Raw genomic sequence first — 17467 nt, 5'->3', positions numbered from 1 at the left:
AATCGGGCGTAAGTTTTCTGTCATCGGCTAACCATCTTTTGTCGGAGGGTTGATCAGTGACTGGTGCCGCGGCCAAGATTTTGACGGTGTTCGAGGAAGTGATCGGGGTTCCGCTTCCGGTTCGCGTGCGATGTTGGGACGGTTCGGAGGCAGGGCCACCGGACGCCGCTGCGCAGGTTCACTTCCGGAATCGGCGTGCCCTACGGCGGGTCCTCTACTCTGCCAACGAATTAGGGCTGGCGAGGGCGTACGTTTCCGGCGATCTGGACGTAGACGGCGACATCTTCGCGCTCCTCGACGTCCCGGAACTGGTCACGCGGCTCGGTGAGAATCGTTTGTCGACGTTGCCGCTGCGCTCGATTGTTCGCGCCGCCGGTACTTTCGCCGGCTTGGGGGCGGTGGGTCCACCACCGTCACCCCCGGCGATCGAGATGCGTAGTAAGCGAGGCAAGCGGCACAGTAGATCACGCGATTCGGCGACTGTCTCCCATCACTACGACGTCGGGAATCGCTTCTACGAACTGTTCCTCGGGCCGAGCATGGTTTATTCGTGCGGATACTGGCCGGAAGGTGTCGAATCCCTCGAAGCTGCTCAGTACGCGAAGCTGGACTTGATTTGCCGCAAGCTCGATCTGAAGCCGGGAATGCGACTGCTCGACGTCGGCTGCGGTTGGGGATCGATGGCATTGCACGCCGCCCAGAACTACGGCGTCGACGTCGTCGGAGTCTCGCTGAGCAACGAGCAGGTCGAATACGCCAAGGGGCGAGTTGCCGACGCGGGTTTGACCGATCGCATCGAGATTCGGGTGCAGGACTACCGCGACATCGACGATGGCCCTTACGACGCGATTTCGAGCATCGGCATGTCCGAGCACGTGGGCCTGGTCAATTTGCCGGTGTACACGGCAAAACTCTACGACCTGCTCGTGCCGCGGGGTCGTCTGCTCAATCATGCCATCGCCGCGGTGAAGTCGTTGTCGGACAACGTCGATGACGGTCCCAGCTTCATCGACAGGTACATCTTCCCGGACGGTGAGATCCTTCCGTTGAGTAAAACCATTGATGCGCTGGAACTTTCGGGTTTCGAGACGCGTGACAGCGAAGCGTTGCGCGAGCATTACGCACTGACACTGCGCGCATGGGTGCAGAACCTTCGCGAGAACTGGGACGCATCGGTCTTACAGGTCGGTGCTCCCCGGGTGCGTACCTGGTTGCTGTATCTCGCTGCCAGTGCCCTGGGTTTCGAGGAGCCGCACAGGCTTACGATTCATCAGGTTCTGGCCGTGAAACCAGGGGCTCGGGGGGCCAGCGGCATGGCCCGCTCGCGTGACAGTTGGTATCGATCGATTGAAGTCCCGCAGATCGAAACCGGTCCGCGCGTCGACTGAGGCCTATACGTTGGATTTCCATGAGCACCCGGAAGGTTGTCCTCGCGGCACTGACGATTTCGGCCGTTGCGGTATCAGCGCTGTTGCCGACCTCGCTGCTGTTCACACCGATGTCGAACGCCGAACCTGTGAACGATTTCTACGATGCGATTCCGGGCGACGTCGGTGATCCGGGTTCGGTGATTCGGACGGAACCGCTGGCTCTGGCCGGTGCCGTCGGCGGAGTGCCTGGTGTGGGGACCCGGATCCTGTATTCGAGTACCGACACCCACGGATCCAAGGTTGCTGTGTCGGGCTCGTACCTGGAGCCGGCTGCCCCGTGGTCAGGAGCGGGCCCCCGCCCGACGGTGGTGATCGGTCCGGGTACGCAGGGCCAAGGTGATCAGTGCGCGCCGTCGAGGATGTTTCCCACTGCCGGTCAGCTCCGCCTGGCGGAACCCGGGAATCCGTCGAACTACGGTGCCGGTGTGGACAGTGTCGGTGTCAACTACGAGTCAGCTTTTGCTTTCGCTTTCCTCACCCAGGGCGTTCGTGTATTCGTCACCGACTACATCGGACTCGGAACACCCGGCGTCCATACCTACGTCAATCGCGCCGAGGAAGCCCATGCGATGTTGGACGGTGCGCGCGCTGCCCGAGCCCTCGCGCGGGCAGGAGAGGACGATCCGATAGCGCTGTGGGGCCACTCGCAGGGCGGCGGCGCCACTGCCGCTGCAACCGAACTGGCACCCGAATACGCGCCTGAGTTGAATCTGGTCGGGAGTTACGCGAGCGCGCCCCCGGCAGACCTGGCAAGCGTTCTGCGTCATATCGACGGTACCGGCCTGATGGCCGCGATCGGTTACACGATCAACGGCGTCCTCGACCGCTATCCCGCCGCCCGAGAGCCAATCGAATCTCGACTCAACGACTACGGCCGGTCCGTGCTCGCCGACGTCGCCGGGCAATGCCTCATCGATTCCCGAACCAAGTACGGGAAGCAGTCGACGGCGTCGTGGACCACAGACGGACGACCACTCGCCGACGTGGTGGAATCGGTACCGGAGATCCAACAGGTGATCGAGGAACAACGCATCGGGTGGCGAACCCCGGCCTCGCCGATTCTGGTCAACGGAGCGCTCAACGACGATTTCATCCCGTTCGAGCAAACCCGGCGCCTGGTTCAGGACTGGTGCGCGCGCGGGGCCGAGGCGACGTTGTTCACCGACACCTTGCCTGCGGTGAATCCGGGGAGCGGCAACAACCACCTCGCGCCGGCCGTAGCGGATTTCGGCGTCGGATTGCAGTACGTGCTGGACAGATTCAATGGCAAGCCGATAGTCGGTGCGTGCAACGCCTGAGTCGCCGTGTCACGTAACCACCGTCTCACTTCGAACAGTGGTTGACTGAGCCCGTGAACGATCGACCGCACGACCTTCCGATCAACCCGGTTCCACGGAGCGCCCTGGGTGCCGGGCCGGCGCTGAGAGTGTCGACGGGTCTGCTGCTCGGTGTGGCCGCCGGTGTCGTCACGGCGTTGGTCGGCTACCCCCGATTCGCGTTTCTGATCGGCTGGGATGTGGCGGCGATGGTGTTCACGGTGTGGACGTGGATTCTGGTCTGGCCCTTCGACGCGACGCTCACCGCAAGCCACGCAACGCGCGAAGAGCCGGCCCGAAACGTCGCGCACCTGCTGATTCTCGGTGCCGCCGTCGCTAGCCTGGTCGGTATCGCGTTCCTGCTCCTGGCGGCACCCGACGGACATCACTACCAAGTAGTGGCGGCATCGGTTGCAGTCGGCAGCGTCGTGATCTCGTGGCTGGCGGTCCACACGCTCTTCGCCCTCGGATATGCACGGCTGTACTACTCCGGCCCCGACGGCGGAATCGATTTCAATCAGGAAGAACCGCCGAGGTACAGCGATTTCGCCTACGTGGCGTACACGGTCGGGATGAGCTTCGCGATTTCCGACACCAACTTGAAGTCGTCGGACATGCGCGCGATGGCACTCGGCCACGCATTGCTGTCGTACCTGTTCGGTTCGGTGATCGTGGCGTCCGTCGTCAACTTGATTGCGGGCCTGTGATCTCTCGAGCCGTGTTACCGATCAAGCCGCTGCACGCCCGATGCTCGAGAGGAAGCCGGCGGCTCCGAAGAACAGGCCGGCGAACACTCGATTGGTGGTTCGCTGCTGTTTGGGGGAGCGCATCAAGGTGAGTACCCGGGCGGCCAGGCCGGTGTATCCGGTCATCACGATCACGTCGACTGCGCACATCGTGGCGGCGATGATCAGATACTGCGGCAGCAGCGGCGCCGACGGGTCCAAGAACTGCGGGAGCACTGCGAGCATGAAAACGACGGCCTTCGGATTGCTCGCGTTCACGAGAAATCCGCGAAGCATCATCCTCGGACCGGAGTGGCTCGCGGCTGCCTCGTCGGTCTCCACCTCGGTGGGCGCCGATCGCCACTGCCTGATCCCCAGGTAGACGAGGTATGCGACACCGAACCACTTGATCAAGGAAAAGGCCACGGTCGAACTGGCGAGAATTGCACCGACCCCCGCCGCGACAATTCCGATCTGCAGCAACAATCCCAACTGCAGCCCGAAGATGTTCCAGTATCCGCGTCGCAAGCCGTAGGCAAGTCCCGACGACATCGACGCAATGGCGCCGGCCCCCGGCGACAGGCTGATCACCCAACTTGCTCCGAAGAACGCCAACCAGACGTGCCAACTCATGTCGAAAGTCCTTTGATCGGGAAATACTCCCGACAACGAGCACGCACGGGATCAGAAAAGTGTAGACGGACAGTCCTGCTCACTGCTCGCGACAGTGCAATGATCGGGGGATGACGTCGTATCCCGTACTCGACCTGACACCCGACGAATTGCTGACCACAACGCGGACCGTTCGAAAGCGTCTGGATCTGACCCGTCCCGTGCCGTTGGACCTGGTGAAGGAATGCCTCCAGATCGCCCTGCAAGCGCCCTCCGGTTCGAATCGCCAGGGCTGGCAGTGGATGGTGGTGACCGATCCGGCACTGCGTGCAGCAGTCGGGCAGATCTACAAGGAAGTCACCGACGAGTACCTTGCCTCTCACGGTTCGGCGGCAAAACTCTTCGCCGATGATCCCGATCGCGCGCCGATTCAACAACGCGTGGGCACCAGCGTCGCGTGGCTCGGTGAGCACATGGGTGAGGTGCCGGTCCTTCTCATTCCGTGTATCAAGGCGGGCAAGACGCTGCCGGAGGGGAACCAAGCCGGCCTGTGGGGTTCGCTACTCCCGGCTGCGTGGAGTTACGCGCTGGCCGCGCGGGCACGTGGGCTCGGTACGGCGTGGACGACATTGCATTTGCAGCGTGAAGCGGAAGTTGCCGAGCTGCTGGGCATTCCGGCCGGATTCCATCAGGCTGCGCTCATCCCGACGGCGTACTTCACCGGCGAGACGTTCAAACCCGCCGCCCGTGAACCGGTCGACAACGTGCTGCACGTGGACCGATGGTGAGCCTGATCTACTCGGCGATCTGCTCGATCGACGGGTATGTGGCCGATGAGCAGGGGAACTTCGACTGGGCGGTTCCCGACGCGCAGGTCCACGCGTTCGTCAACGAGCTAGAGAGGGGAGTCGGCACGTACCTGCTCGGGCGCCGGATGTACGAGACGATGATTCCCTGGGAAACAATGGCGTCCGAGGATCTCGAGCGTTCTTCGGTGGCAGGAGGACCTTCGGCTCCGGGCGAGTTTGCCGGTATCGAGGCGGCGACCGCCGAGTTCGCACAGATCTGGCGTGGAATCGACAAGATCGTGTACTCCACGACGCTGAACGAGGTGTCGACCGCACGTACCAGGATTGTCCCGAGCTTCGATGAAGACTTCATCCGTTTGCTCGAGAGTGAAGCGGTACAAGATATCTCGATCGGTGGACCGACGGTTGCGGTTAGTGCTTTCGCGGCGGGTTTGGTCGATGAAGTCAGACTGTTCCTGTGTCCGGTCAATATCGGTGGCGGATTGCGAGCTCTCCCGGAAAGCCGGCTTGATCTGCAACTGCTCGAGGAGAAAACCTTCGACGGCGGCGTCATCTATCTGCGATACGCCGTTCGCTAAGCAATCACCATCACTGCCGTGACGACGCCGAGTAGAGCGATGTAGGTGGCGGCATGGACTCGGTCCGGTATGGCACCGACGATTCGTCGGCTCAGCGCGATCGCCGGTAGGGAACCGGCGAGTAGTGCACAGACGGCCAGAAGGTCGACAGCGCCGACTCTGCCCGCCGACAGATCCGAGGCTGAACTGTGCCCTGATGAGACCGCATACACCGCAGTCGCGACGACGGCGACAGGCAAGCTCAACGGGTTGGCGCTCGCGGCGGCGTCGGCCATCGGAACTCCGCGGCGTCGCATCATCGGAACCGTCATGACGCTCCCGCCGACTCCGAGGAAACTTGCGACGGCACCGATGCCTATCCCGACAGCGCGGACGCCGTGACGGTCAAGATGTTCGCGAGGTTCAGATGGTGTCAGAAACCCTTGTCGCAGAAGACTGTCCAGGATTGTCACCAGCAGGTAGAGCACAAACAGAATCCGGACGACGCCGTCGTCTACGTGGCCCGCCGCAACCGCTCCGAGCCCGGCTCCGAGTGCGACGGGGCCGATCAGAGGTCTGATGTACTCCGTCCGAAGCCGTCCTGACTTCCTGAATGCGACTGTGGCACCGAGTGAATTGACCACCATCACGGCCGCCGAGGATGCTACGGCGACATGCATCGGATCGATGACGTCCGGCCTCAGCGTCGATGCAGCGTAAACGACTGGGACAGTGACAAACCCGCCACCGAATCCGAACAGAACGGTGGTGACTCCGGTCAAGGCGCCGAAAGCGAGAAGGATGAGGGCGTAGTGAAGCACTTGATGAACGGTAGCGATTTCTCCGCTGGCGCACATTCGAAGGTTCGCCAGGTTCCATTGTCAATCAGACACGGACTCGGTAGGTTCCTCCGGTGCGCAACATCTCGATCAACGACGTCGATCACTCACCCCGCGGTGTTCTCGCACTCGGAACCGACTACCCACCCGGTCACGTGCTGGCCGCCCACGAACATCGACGAGCCCAGTTTCTCTTCGCTGTGAACGGTGCGATGAACGTCGAAACCGAAGACGGTGAGTGGACGGTTCTGCCGTCCAATGCGGTCATGATTCCCGCCGGTGTCGCTCATGCCGTGACAATGGACGGCGTCAGCACGCGAAGCCTCTACATCGAACCGTCCGCAGCGCCGTGGTTCCCGGTCAGGTGCCGAGTCGTCGCAGTATCGTCGCTCCTGCGTGAGTTACTTGTCGCTGCAGTCGACATGGATGTCGAGCTGAATGTGGAGGACGACTTACCCGCACACGGACGCAGCGCCGCGGTATTTCAGCTGATCCTGCACGAACTTCGCGATCTTGCGCCCCTACCTGTGGAACTCCCGCTGCCTCGGCACCCGGGATTGCGGGCGTTGTGCGCGCAGTATCTCGCAGCCCCGTCGATCCATGACTCGCCCACGCGGTGGGCTGACCGACTCCACGTCAGTGAACGGACACTGCACCGCTTGCTGATCTCGGAAACGGGGATGAGCGCGTCGTCGTGGATGCAGCGTGCCTGCATTCTTCACGCGCTTCCGAAACTTTCTGCCGGGGCCAGTGTGACGGCCGTTGCGTCTGAACTCGGATACTCGACGCCGGCTGCCTTCGCGGCGATGTGCACCCGAGTCTCGGGTGCACCGCCCAGTAGCTATCGGGCGCGCGTCACGACACAGACACCGGGATGATGTCGGCGACGACGTCGTGGATGAGACCGTCACGGACTTCGAAGGTTTCACGAATCTCCACGGTCATGAGGCGAGTGCCGCCGATTCCCGCGTCCAGCAGGTAGGTGGTCGAGACGGTGTCCCCGGCCTCTGACATCTCGAGGTCTCGGACGCCCTGGATAACGCGGTATTGGATGCCGTGTTCGAGGTCGGCGGACATCTGTGGTCCGGAGAACCCCGTCTTGAGTCCGGCTTCGACGCGGGTCGCATCCGGGGCGAAATGAACATCGGAGGCGTCATGGGAGACGAGGGCGTCGATGTAGGCGCGTGCTTGCGCCTCGCGGGGTGAATCGGCCGGGTTCGGGGCTGCCGTCGCAGCGCCTCCGGCAACCAGGATCAGGACAGCGGTGGCAGCGGCAGTTCCGGCGATATTTCGCAGTGTTCGCATGGGACATCCTAACGACGAGGAGTGGAGGAATTTCGGAAAACGGCCCTCATCGAGTAGCCGTACAGCTGCGGGGAGGATCGACGAGCGAGCAGAAAGCCGGGGCCATGACGGGCACGTAGTCGGCCCCGACGCCGTTCTCGTGAATGATCCGGCGGTAGGCGTCGACGCCGTCGGTCGGGATTCGCGCCGCAGTGGGATCGCCGAGAACATCGACCGTGTAGAGGCCGAATCGAGGTCGGTACGAACCCCATTCGTAGTTGTCGGTGATGGACCAGTAGTTGTAGCCGATCACGTCGGCACCGTCTTCTCGGGCGCGTTCCATCCAATAGATGTGATCGCGTAAGTGATTCGCGCGTGTGTATCCGTCGGCGCGCGGCGCTCCGTTGTCGGTGGGCATGCCGTTCTCGACGATGTAGAGGGGGAGTTCCGGGTACTTGCCCGAGTACCGCATCAATGCGTCGTACAGGCCTTCGGGCTGCGGCGTGACGTTGTAGAACTCGTCGAGTGCGGCGTACGCGGCAGTCGGATTGTTCAGGGCCACACCGTAGTAGTAGTCGATGCCGAGAAAGTCGAGCTTGTCGCGCACTCGATCCGTGAATACCGAATCGATCGCCTCGGACACGCCGGGAATGAAGGAGAAATTACTGCTTACGCGGGCACCGGGATCGAGAACATGGATGCGGTCGTAGATCGCCCGGTGGACTCGGACCAATGAGTCGAACATCGACGGCGCCTGGGTGAGTGCGATTCCGCCGTAGGTCAATTCGCGCTGAACGTACACAGTCGGCTCGTTGATCGTGATCCAGAGCGCCCCGATTCCGGAGTACCGCTCGACTACCTTCTCTGCGTTGACCAGCCAATCGGCTTCCGTCTTCGGATTTGTCCAGCCGCCTTGATCGACAACCCATCCCGGATACACCCAGTGGTCGAGTGTGATCATCGGAGTCATGCCCCGCGCGCGGATGTGAGCTACCACGTCGTCGTAGTAGGCGAATTCGGTCTCGTTCCAGCTCCCGGCGGCGGGCTGAACTCGCGCCCACTCGACGCCGAATCGGAAAACCTTCGATCCCAGATCGGCCGCCCGGTCGATGTCCTCGGCGTAGCGATGACGGAAGTCGACCGAGTCACCGATCTTGTCGTGGGTTCGTCCGGAATCGGAGTATCGAGACCAGTTGCTGTCCGGCGACGAACCTTCCGATTGGAACCCGGAGGTGGCAACGCCCCAGAGGAAGTCATCCGGTACCTCAGCCGAGGCGTGAGCGGGAAGGGCCAGCACCCCGAACAGGCACGTCAGTGCCATCAGCGCAGGCGCAATAGACCGTGACAGGGCTCCCATGCCTGGGAGACTAAGTCATACAAGTGTCCAGTCGCAGGCGTTTCGTCCGATCCGCCCGCGGCAGGACCGTGTCACTCAGTGACCCAGCCGCTCAGAAATTCCGCTCAGAAAACCATGGTCATCGATCCCGGGTTCCACGTCCCGGAGCGCTGAACGGTCGTTTCGTCGACCTGGGCAGGTACTGCACTCGGATCGATCGGTGTGTACTTCTCGATCGAACCCCAGTCGCGAGCCCAGTCGTTGTCGAGATACGACGGAATGGTCTGAGCGGTCAGGAGCAGATCGATCCACCCCAACGGTCCACCACCGTAGTGGTCCTGCCAGGCACTGGTCACGAGCGCGCCGGAATGGTCGGGAAGGATCCGATACTCGGGGACCTCGGCGACACCGACCCGATGATCGAAGGGGCGTTGGCATGGGAATGCCAGTCCGACAGCCCAATCCAGCATGACGGGCGCCTGTGAACCGACGACGTCGTTGAGCTTCTGGGTCTTCGGAACCCGCGGCGGGGTGACGGCCACCCATTGGTCGGGCTTGCTGTCGTAGTCGCTGACGACCAGTCGAATGCTGTTGGCTTCGACGGGAATCTGATCCAACGGCACACGCAGGTTCCGCCATGACGGCGCCGGGCCGATGTCGAGGGGCGCGATCTTTCCGAGTGTTTCGACAGCGTCTGTTTCGGCATCGTCGACGCCACGCGCTGTGCCGTACTCGACCTCGACGTTCTGGCCGTAGGTGACGATTCCGTCCTTGTCGACGGACCGAACACGACCAGCCGCGGCAATCGAGATGATGTCGCCACGTGTGGCGTTCTCGCCCACGTCGGGGAGTTGGTACCAGTCACTGGTCAGAGTGCCGGGGGAGGGCTGACCGTAACTACCCATGACGGGTGTTGTCGCCGGGTCGAGACCGAACGGCAACGCGACCGAACTGCCGTTGACTCCGGTCTGTCCGGCGCCACCGCCGGTTCCGGCCGAGTTGCCGGCGGTGTCCTCGGAGGTGTCGACGGTGTTCGCGCCGCCGGTAGCCGTGGCTTCCTTGTCTGCTCGAAGGTCGGAGGCGACGCCATTCGGATCGAATCCCGTAGCCCCACCGGCGGACAGTCCTGTGGCGACGCTGCCCGAGAGGGGCGTCAGCATCGAGGCGTTCGGATCGGTCTCGAGCAGAACGTCGTTGGCGAGTCCGCAGTGTTGGCCGAGAACGGCGTCGACGTTTGCACGGCCCACCGAATAGGCCGGGTACTGGGTGACCGCGCCCTTGGCCATGGACAGCACCTCAAAGAGGACCATGGCACCTGCGGCAACCGTCAGTGGCGAGATGGCAAGCAGTCGAGCGTGCTTCGCGGACGGTTCCTTCCCCGCGGTGTACGGCTCACGGAAGAAGTACCACGCGGCGACGCCGAGCATCAGCACCGTCAGCCCGAGGAGGACGGTGCTCGCGCCGAGTCCGCTGATGGACACAGGCTTGTCCCACCACGGAACGCTGTAGCTGGACACGTAGTAGTAGCTGTTGCTGCCGGTGAATGCCACCGCGAGGAGGAACAGGACGGCCGCCGCGAAGAGGGCCCGATTGCGCGGCGAGCGCAGGAGTTTTGTTCCCACGGCGACGGCCGTCATCATCGCCAGAACGGCGGTGAGTCCGGCAAAGATTCCGAAGTGGTGCGTCCACTTGGTCGGCGAGAACATCAGCAGTGGCAGTGCGCCGATCGTCAGCCCCACGACGCGGCGTGACGGGCCGGCGGCCAAACCGGGAATCCGGCCCCCCTTGCGCAGCATCATCGCGGTGCAGACGCCAAGGCACAGAACCATGACGAACACACCGAATCTGCGAGTCAGGGAACCGTCGACGGAGATGTTGAAGAGGTACTGATAGCGGAGGTACTCGTCGAACCAGGGCTGATTCGGTGAGATCGAGTGGACGCGTTGCATCTCGATGACGGCGGCCAGACTTTGATCGCCGAACGCGGGGATGAGAATCGAGAGTCCGGCAGCTAGCAGTGGCCCGACAGCCGCGACGTAACCGGTGGTGCGCGCACGTTCGATGATGATGCGCATGATCGGGCGTATTCCGGCGATGAGTGCGGCAAAGCAGATGAGGCCGGAAGGGCCGGCAGTCAAGGTGAATCCGGCGATCAGGATCGCGACTGCGACCGGCAGAAGTCGTCTCGTCGCGACGGCGCGTTCGATCGAGCACCAGGTCAGCAGCACGCCGAGGGCAACGATCGGTTCGGGGCGCAGTCCGTTGTTGAACGGAAGCCAGAAAGCGAGGAAGACAAGCGCGCCGGTCCAGAGGGCGAGTCGATTTCCGCGAATGGCGGCGCCCAGCCGAGGCGCAACCTCCCGGCTGATGACGAGCCAGGTGATGATGCCTGCCAACAGAGCAGGCAGACGGACCCAGGGGCTTGCGGTGCTGACGTGGGCCAGGAGTCCGAGGATGTTGTAATACGGCGTTCCGAACGGGGTTTCGGGGACCGCGAACCACCGGAAGTAGTTGGACATGTAGCCCGATTGCTCGGAGGCTCTTGCCATCGTGAACTGGTAGCCGTCGTCGGTGGTGGTAGCGCCGATGAAGTGCCACAGCACCAGCGTTCCGACGACGACCCCGTCGAGGACGGTGAACTTCCACCATCGGGCGGGCAGAAATTTGCGTGTGCCCCGGCCGTCGCGGTTGTCGAGGCGGTGCAGCGCGAAGAGGGACACGACAGCCGTGAGTGCCCCGAGAATCATGGCGAGAGTCTTGATCACCGACGGGCTCGACGTGAAGCGAGAGTCCGCCTCGATCGAGACGTTCAAACCGGCTGCCGCCGAATCGAGGTCGCTGAAGACGCCGACTACCTGTGGCCGGCTGTCGCCCTCGATGACGCGCGGTTCGGAACCGGTGGCACTGAAGGTGGTTCGGGTCGGCTCGGCGGCGAGCGTGAGTGCGCATCCACTCGGCAGATCAGCGACGGGTGTCGAGAGCAACACTCGATCGCGTAGGACAACGTCGACCCGAGCGGGAGCGTCGGAGGATTCGGGGGAGACAGTGGCAACAAATCCGTAGCGGCGCGCATCGGCGGCACCCGGGGGAGCAGTCGAGACGAGCGTTCCGCCGGTGGCGGCCAACTCACTGATCGACGCGCACGGAATCGATGCCTCCATGCGCAACGGTGTGTACGAGACCAATGGCGCCTCGACGCTTGTCGTCGACCCGGCCTGCGGCCAGTTGACGGCGGCGGTGTCCTGCTCGATCGGCAGGAACGGCACTGATCCGCACAAAACTATGCCGAGGATCGATGCGACAATCGCAACGATCCGTGCTCGGTTCGGTCCGCTGGATCGCTGAGGGGTCGGCAAGGCCGGAGGTGCGGTCGTGGCCACGTCACTGTCTGTCACGACTTTGGACCCTAGCTGTGCGTGACGTGTTTGTTATAAAAGCGCGAGTAATGGGATGGTCGTGTTCCCGGTGTCATTCCTCGGGGTGGGGTTGTCGGCGATCGAGGCGGGGGGTGCTGTGCGCGAATTTCACGAGTCCATTCCCCTGAGCCCACTACTGCGGCGGTCGGCGGTCGCATTGTGCGTCGTCCTCGGAATTGTCCTGGTAATTGTCTGCGGGTTCGCGGCAATCGTGGATCGCGACTCGGCGGGCTACGTCGGCGCCGTGTTGTCCGCGGTCCTGTCCTTCGGGTTGGCCGCGTACATGTGGAAGGTGCGCGTGATCATCACCACAGACGTCGAACGAGTGTCGATCGCGCTGTCTCCGGGGCTGCGTCAGGTATTTCGGTGGGACGAAGTTGTGTCTGCCACTGCAGTACATATCGGGATGGGCTCCGGAATCGGTTATCGAATGACCGGCCCAGGTATGCGGGTAATTCTCGCATCTCCCGGCGACGGGGTCCGCTTTCGTCTGCATGACGGCCGTGAAATCTCGGTGGCAACACCTCGAAGGGACGAGCTGATCGAACTCGCCCGGCGGCGGGCGCCGGACCTGCAGTGAGCGTTGCAGGTGGACCGGTGAAAAACGGGGTGCGCCTATCCTGGATAATTGACATCAGTTCTGTGTTTCAGGCGCGCTGTTCAGGGCCTGTGATGCCGGACCGGTTTGCTGCCGCTTGCACAGGCACCCCGTTTGCGTACGAGAGGAACTCTCATGCTTGCCCGCACCGACCTGCGTGGTCGTACCCCATCCACGGCCGAACTTCGCGCCGCGCTTCCCCGAGGTGGAGTGGATGTGGACGCGGTACTGCATCAGGTTCGCCCGATGGTCGAAGCCGTCCGTGATCGCGGGGCAGAAGCCGCCCTCGAATTCGGCGAGAAGTTCGACGGCGTTCGTCCGGCTTCGGTTCGTGTACCAGCAGCCGAGCTCGAGCGCGCACTTCGTGAACTCGACCCCGCAGTCAAGGAAGCCCTCGAGGTTGCGATCGAGCGCACCCGTAAGGTGCACGCCGATCAGCGTCGCAAGGACACCGTCACCGAGGTCGTTCCGGGTGGCACGGTCACCGAGCGTTGGGTTCCGGTCGAGCGCGTCGGGCTGTACGTGCCCGGCGGCAATGCCGTGTACCCGTCCAGCGTTGTCATGAACGTCGTGCCGGCTCAGACGGCCGGCGTCGGATCGCTTGTTGTCGCCTCGCCGCCCCAAGCCGACTTCGGCGGATTGCCGCACCCGACCATTCTTGCCGCCGCAGCCATGCTCGGCGTCGATGAGGTGTGGGCCGTCGGCGGCGGGCAGGGCGTCGCCCTCCTTACCTACGGCGGAACCGACACCGATGGAACCGAGCTTGTCCCGGTCGACCTCATCACCGGTCCCGGCAACATCTATGTCACTGCCGCCAAGCGTCTGTGCCGCGGACTGGTCGGCATCGACGCGGAAGCCGGTCCCACCGAGATCGCGATCCTCGCCGACCACACCGCTGACCCGGTCCACGTTGCCGCCGACCTCATCAGTCAGGCCGAGCACGACGTGATGGCCGCCAGCGTTCTTGTCACGACCAGCGTCGAATTGGCCGACGCGGTCGACAAGGCTCTGGCTGCGCAGCTCGAGATCACCAAGCATCGCGAGCGCGTCACCACGGCACTGACCGGCAGCCAGTCGGGCACGGTGCTCGTTTCTGATGTTTCCGCTGGTCTGCGCGTCGTCAATGCGTATGCGGCAGAGCACCTCGAGATCCAGACCGAGGATGCAACCGGGGTGGCAGCTCAGGTCACCAGCGCTGGTGCCGTGTTCGTCGGCCCGTGGGCGCCGGTCAGTCTCGGCGACTACTGCGCCGGCTCCAACCACGTTCTGCCGACGGCCGGGTGTGCACGCCACTCCTCCGGTCTGAGTGTGCAGACGTTCCTTCGTGGAATCCACGTGATCGACTACTCCGAGTCTGCACTGAAAGACGTTGCCGGACATGTCATCACGCTGGCCAATGCGGAGGATCTGCCGGCTCACGGCGAGGCTGTGCGTCTGCGATTCGAGGCTCTGCGATGAGTAGTGCTCCTGGAGAGTCGATTTCGGTCGACGCCCTGCCGATTCGCGAGAACCTGCGTGGAAAGTCGGCGTACGGCGCACCGCAGTTGACGGTTCCGGTTCAGCTCAACACGAACGAGAACCCGCATCCGCCGACCCAGGCGCTCATCGACGATGTGGCCGAATCCGTGCGCGAAGCCGCGAAGGAACTGCACCGCTACCCCGACCGTGACGCTGTGGCGTTGCGGACGGATCTGGCGGCGTACCTGGCGAAGCAGACAGGTGTACCGGTCACCGTCGACAATCTGTGGGCGGCAAACGGATCGAACGAGATTCTGCAGCAACTTCTTCAGGCGTTCGCAGGTCCGGGACGTAGCGCGATGGGTTTTGTGCCTTCGTACTCGATGCACCCGATCATCGCCGACGGTACCGATACCGAGTGGGTCGAGGTCTTCCGTCGGGACGACTTCGCACTCGACGTGGATGCTGCCGTCACCGTGATTGCGGAACGTCGACCCGACGTCGTGTTCGTGACCAGCCCCAACAACCCGACCGGACACAGCGTCGGCATTGCGGAACTGCGACGCATCCTCGACGTGGCGCCGGGCATCGTGATCGTCGACGAGGCGTACGCGGAGTTCTCCGCTGCCCCCAGCGCGATGACGCTGATCGACGAGTTCCCGGCCAAGCTGGTTGTGACCCGCACCATGAGCAAGGCTTTCGCGTTTGCCGGTGGCCGACTCGGCTACCTCGCCGCCGCTCCCGCGTTCATCGACGCACTGTTGTTGGTGCGCTTGCCGTATCACCTCTCGGTGGTCACGCAAGCGGCGGCACGTGCCGCCCTGCGTCACGCCGACGAGACCCTCGGCAGTGTGCACGCCTTGTCCGCCGAGCGCGATCGAGTGTCGAAGGCGCTGGCGGACAACGGTTTCCGAGTGATTCCCAGTGACGCGAACTTCATCTTGTTCGGTCAGTTCACCGACAGTGCACAGGCGTGGAAGGAATACCTCGACCGCGGGGTTCTCATCCGCGACATCGGCATCCCCGGATATCTGCGGGCCACCGTGGGACTCGAATCCGAGAACGACGCGTTCATCAAGGCCAGTGACGAAATCGCAGGCACCCAGCTGGTCGACACGAATTCAGGAGAGACGGCATGAGCGATCGCATCGCGCGGATCGAACGAACAACTCGGGAATCAAGCATCGTCGTCGAACTGAATCTGGACGGGACCGGCATCGTCGACGTCTCCACCGGCGTTCCGTTCTTCGACCACATGCTCAACGCGTTGGGTACTCACGCCAGCTTCGATCTCGACGTCAAGGCGAAGGGCGACGTCGAGATCGACGCCCACCACACCGTCGAGGACACCGCGATCGTCTTCGGCCAGGCGCTCGGCCAGGCACTCGGCGACAAGAAGGGCATCCGTCGTTTCGGCGACGCTTTCATCCCGATGGACGAAACGCTGGCGCACGCGTCGGTCGACGTCTCCGGTCGCCCTTACTGCGTGCACACCGGGGAGCCCGACTACATGGTGCATTCCGTCATCGGCGGGTACCCGGGCGTTCCGTATCACGCGGTGATCAACCGCCACGTGTTCGAGTCGATCGCATTGAATGCACGTATTGCACTGCACGTTCGGGTTCTGTACGGCCGCGATCAGCACCACATCACCGAGGCGGAGTACAAGGCCGTTGCGCGAGCTCTGCGTGAGGCGGTCGAGCCGGATCCGCGCGTGAGCGGCGTGCCGTCGACGAAGGGCACACTGTGAGCGTCCTCTTCACCTATCTGCTGTTCATCGGTGCGGGAATTGCCGTGGGTGGCGCCTACTCGATGTTCAAGGTCAACAAGCTTGCGTCGGGAATCCTTCTGGCGTTGGCGGTTCTGGCGGCGGTAGCGGGCGCACTGCGTCTGTGACGCGAAAAGTGACTGTGTCTGAGACGCAAGATCCTGTTCCATCACCGGGGTTGTTTCGCACTCCGGGTATGATCGGTGTCCTGATCATGGCGGCAACAGCTTTCGGTGGCTGGTCGTTGCTGTTGCCGGTGGTGCCGTTGCTGGTTGCGCAGTCCGGCGGATCGGATGCGCTAGCCGGATCGGTGACCGGTGTCTTCATGGCGGCCACGGTCTTGACGCAACTGCTCGTGCCTCGGTTGTTGCGGACGCAGGGCTACCGGCGCGTGCTGGCAGTCGGGTGTTTGCTCCTCGGCCCACCGTCGTTGGTGCTGTTGATCTCGGCCGACGCCGGCCCTGTCCTGGCGGTTTCCGCGGTGCGTGGCATCGGTTTCGGCATGCTGACGGTGGCCGGCAGTGCACTGGTGGCGGAGTTGGCGCCCAAACGAATTCTGGGCCGTGCCACCGGTGCCCAGGGAATCGCGATCGCAGCGTCACAAATGGCGGCGCTTCCGCTGGGGCTTGCGATCATGGAACGGTGGTCGGCGACACCGGTGTTCGTCCTCGGTGCGCTGATCCCGGCGCTCGCGCTGGTGGCCATTGCCGGGTTGCCGAAGATCTTCGCCCAGCCGACCGGGGAATCCGTTCGACTGAGTGTGTTCGCCGTCTTGGTTCCGGTGCTCGCTCTGGCGTGTGTGTCCGCCTCGTTCGGCGGATTGTCGTCTCTACTGCCGATCGCAATCTCGGAGCGTGCGGCCGTTGCTGGAGTGGTGTTGGCGACCGCCAGTGGGTCGATGTTGGTCGGCCGGTACTCGGCGGGCCTGATCGCCGATCGTCTCGGCAGTGGTCGGACACTCGCGCCGGCATTGGCGTCGTCGACCATCGGATTGGTGCTGCTCGCGATCAACGTCGACGGCGGGTCGACGCCGGTCTTGTTCTGCGCGGCGGTCCTTTTCGGGCTGGGGTTCGGGGCGGTGCAGAACGAATCCTTGGTCATGGCGTTTCAGGCTGCCGGCCCGAGGCAACTCGGATCCGCCAGCGCGATCTGGAACATCGGCTACGACGCCGGCACCGGAATCGGTGCACTGGCGTTGGGATTCGTGGCCACGACTGCCGGCTACGCATGGGTGTTCGCGGTCTCCGCGGTAGTTGTCGCGCTCCTCCCGGCACTGGCCGCGGGCGGCAAAGTGATCGGCAGCAGGGTTGCCCGATAGA

At 63.4% G+C, this 17467-nt stretch carries 17 protein-coding genes; 12 read left to right on the top strand and 5 right to left on the bottom strand.

Annotated elements, in window-relative coordinates:
• Positions 1–56: 56 nt before the first annotated feature.
• The 3 genes from P0M12_RS28800 to P0M12_RS28790 are packed head-to-tail and all read left to right on the top strand — an operon-like array spanning position 57 to position 3453.
• Positions 57–1388: a cyclopropane-fatty-acyl-phospholipid synthase family protein gene (locus P0M12_RS28800; protein WP_030537077.1), complete on the top strand. Its 1332-nt coding sequence runs from the start codon at positions 57–59 to the stop codon at positions 1386–1388.
• A 20-nt stretch (positions 1389–1408) separates the two neighbouring features.
• Positions 1409–2728 (top strand): lipase family protein, encoded by a 1320-nt coding sequence (locus P0M12_RS28795; protein ID WP_030537076.1) that lies wholly within the window; start codon positions 1409–1411, stop codon positions 2726–2728.
• Between the two features lie 53 nt (positions 2729–2781).
• Positions 2782–3453: a DUF1345 domain-containing protein gene (locus P0M12_RS28790; protein WP_030537075.1), complete on the top strand. Its 672-nt coding sequence runs from the start codon at positions 2782–2784 to the stop codon at positions 3451–3453.
• Positions 3454–3474: 21 nt separating this feature from the next.
• Here the strand turns inward: P0M12_RS28790 and P0M12_RS28785 are convergent, their stop codons facing one another.
• Positions 3475–4104: a LysE family transporter gene (locus P0M12_RS28785; protein WP_030537074.1), complete on the bottom strand. Its 630-nt coding sequence runs from the start codon at positions 4102–4104 to the stop codon at positions 3475–3477.
• A gap of 110 nt (positions 4105–4214) precedes the next feature.
• On the opposite strand from P0M12_RS28785, the gene P0M12_RS28780 reads away from it, so the two are divergent.
• Positions 4215–4871 (top strand): nitroreductase family protein, encoded by a 657-nt coding sequence (locus tag P0M12_RS28780; protein WP_003942413.1) that lies wholly within the window; start codon positions 4215–4217, stop codon positions 4869–4871.
• Positions 4865–5470 (top strand): dihydrofolate reductase family protein, encoded by a 606-nt coding sequence (locus tag P0M12_RS28775; protein WP_030537073.1) that lies wholly within the window; start codon positions 4865–4867, stop codon positions 5468–5470. The genes P0M12_RS28780 and P0M12_RS28775 overlap by 7 nt, the downstream gene beginning before the upstream one ends.
• Here the strand turns inward: P0M12_RS28775 and P0M12_RS28770 are convergent.
• The gene (locus P0M12_RS28770) at positions 5467–6270 is read right to left on the bottom strand and encodes a sulfite exporter TauE/SafE family protein (RefSeq protein WP_230587605.1); all 804 of its coding nucleotides are present in this window, start codon (positions 6268–6270) and stop codon (positions 5467–5469) included. The two genes, P0M12_RS28775 and P0M12_RS28770, sit on opposite strands and share 4 nt — an antisense overlap.
• Positions 6271–6362: 92 nt before the next feature.
• On the opposite strand from P0M12_RS28770, the gene P0M12_RS28765 reads away from it, so the two are divergent.
• Entirely contained in the window at positions 6363–7166 is an 804-nt protein-coding gene (locus P0M12_RS28765; protein ID WP_030537071.1) for a helix-turn-helix transcriptional regulator, read from the top strand.
• Here the strand turns inward: P0M12_RS28765 and P0M12_RS28760 are convergent.
• The 3 genes from P0M12_RS28760 to P0M12_RS28750 all read right to left on the bottom strand — a co-directional run bounded on the left by P0M12_RS28760 (position 7144) and on the right by P0M12_RS28750 (position 12288).
• Positions 7144–7593, bottom strand: coding sequence for a hypothetical protein (locus P0M12_RS28760; RefSeq protein WP_030537070.1), 450 nt, complete (start codon positions 7591–7593; stop codon positions 7144–7146). The two genes, P0M12_RS28765 and P0M12_RS28760, sit on opposite strands and share 23 nt — an antisense overlap.
• 46 nt (positions 7594–7639) lie before the next feature.
• A complete protein-coding gene (locus tag P0M12_RS28755) occupies positions 7640–8893 on the bottom strand; it encodes a family 1 glycosylhydrolase (protein ID WP_082920640.1) in 1254 nt (417 codons plus the stop codon).
• A 140-nt stretch (positions 8894–9033) separates the two neighbouring features.
• On the bottom strand, positions 9034–12288 hold the full coding sequence (locus tag P0M12_RS28750; RefSeq protein WP_030537068.1) for an arabinosyltransferase domain-containing protein: 3255 nt from the start codon (positions 12286–12288) through the stop codon (positions 9034–9036).
• A gap of 70 nt (positions 12289–12358) precedes the next feature.
• Here P0M12_RS28750 and P0M12_RS28745 point away from each other — a divergent pair, with 70 nt between their 5' ends.
• The 6 genes from P0M12_RS28745 to P0M12_RS28720 all read left to right on the top strand — a co-directional run bounded on the left by P0M12_RS28745 (position 12359) and on the right by P0M12_RS28720 (position 17466).
• Positions 12359–12904, top strand: a complete 546-nt coding sequence (locus P0M12_RS28745) for a hypothetical protein (RefSeq protein WP_007732256.1) — start codon at positions 12359–12361, stop codon at positions 12902–12904.
• Positions 12905–13057: 153 nt separating this feature from the next.
• Positions 13058–14380, top strand: coding sequence for a histidinol dehydrogenase (gene hisD / locus P0M12_RS28740; protein ID WP_020908000.1), 1323 nt, complete (start codon positions 13058–13060; stop codon positions 14378–14380).
• Positions 14377–15519: a histidinol-phosphate transaminase gene (locus tag P0M12_RS28735; RefSeq protein WP_030537067.1), complete on the top strand. Its 1143-nt coding sequence runs from the start codon at positions 14377–14379 to the stop codon at positions 15517–15519. Before hisD ends, P0M12_RS28735 begins: the two co-directional genes overlap by 4 nt.
• Positions 15516–16130, top strand: coding sequence for an imidazoleglycerol-phosphate dehydratase HisB (gene hisB, locus P0M12_RS28730; RefSeq protein WP_003942383.1), 615 nt, complete (start codon positions 15516–15518; stop codon positions 16128–16130). Before P0M12_RS28735 ends, hisB begins: the two co-directional genes overlap by 4 nt.
• Positions 16127–16276 carry a hypothetical protein gene (locus P0M12_RS28725; RefSeq protein ID WP_007732248.1) on the top strand — a complete coding sequence of 50 codons (150 nt, stop codon included), beginning with the start codon at positions 16127–16129 and terminating at the stop codon, positions 16274–16276. Before hisB ends, P0M12_RS28725 begins: the two co-directional genes overlap by 4 nt.
• 68 nt (positions 16277–16344) lie before the next feature.
• Complete coding sequence (locus P0M12_RS28720; protein WP_037126830.1) at positions 16345–17466, top strand: MFS transporter; 1122 nt, start codon at positions 16345–16347, stop codon at positions 17464–17466.
• Position 17467: the final 1 nt, after the last annotated feature.

This window comes from Rhodococcus sp. RCBS9 (assembly GCF_029457415.1).
Lineage (GTDB): Bacteria > Actinomycetota > Actinomycetes > Mycobacteriales > Mycobacteriaceae > Rhodococcus_F > Rhodococcus_F qingshengii.
Note: the sequence above shows the minus strand (reverse complement) of the source record. Positions and strands in the feature narration are given on the sequence as shown.

Coding starts and splice junctions, on each gene's coding strand:
- P0M12_RS28795 (WP_030537076.1), top strand. CDS start 1,409: ATGAGCACCCGGAAGGTTGTCCTCGCGGCACTGACGATTTCGGCCGTT.
- P0M12_RS28785 (WP_030537074.1), bottom strand. CDS start 4,104: ATGAGTTGGCACGTCTGGTTGGCGTTCTTCGGAGCAAGTTGGGTGATC.
- P0M12_RS28780 (WP_003942413.1), top strand. CDS start 4,215: ATGACGTCGTATCCCGTACTCGACCTGACACCCGACGAATTGCTGACC.
- P0M12_RS28775 (WP_030537073.1), top strand. CDS start 4,865: ATGGTGAGCCTGATCTACTCGGCGATCTGCTCGATCGACGGGTATGTG.
- P0M12_RS28760 (WP_030537070.1), bottom strand. CDS start 7,593: ATGCGAACACTGCGAAATATCGCCGGAACTGCCGCTGCCACCGCTGTC.
- P0M12_RS28755 (WP_082920640.1), bottom strand. CDS start 8,893: ATGGCACTGACGTGCCTGTTCGGGGTGCTGGCCCTTCCCGCTCACGCC.
- P0M12_RS28745 (WP_007732256.1), top strand. CDS start 12,359: ATGGTCGTGTTCCCGGTGTCATTCCTCGGGGTGGGGTTGTCGGCGATC.
- hisD (WP_020908000.1), top strand. CDS start 13,058: ATGCTTGCCCGCACCGACCTGCGTGGTCGTACCCCATCCACGGCCGAA.
- P0M12_RS28735 (WP_030537067.1), top strand. CDS start 14,377: ATGAGTAGTGCTCCTGGAGAGTCGATTTCGGTCGACGCCCTGCCGATT.
- hisB (WP_003942383.1), top strand. CDS start 15,516: ATGAGCGATCGCATCGCGCGGATCGAACGAACAACTCGGGAATCAAGC.
- P0M12_RS28720 (WP_037126830.1), top strand. CDS start 16,345: ATGATCGGTGTCCTGATCATGGCGGCAACAGCTTTCGGTGGCTGGTCG.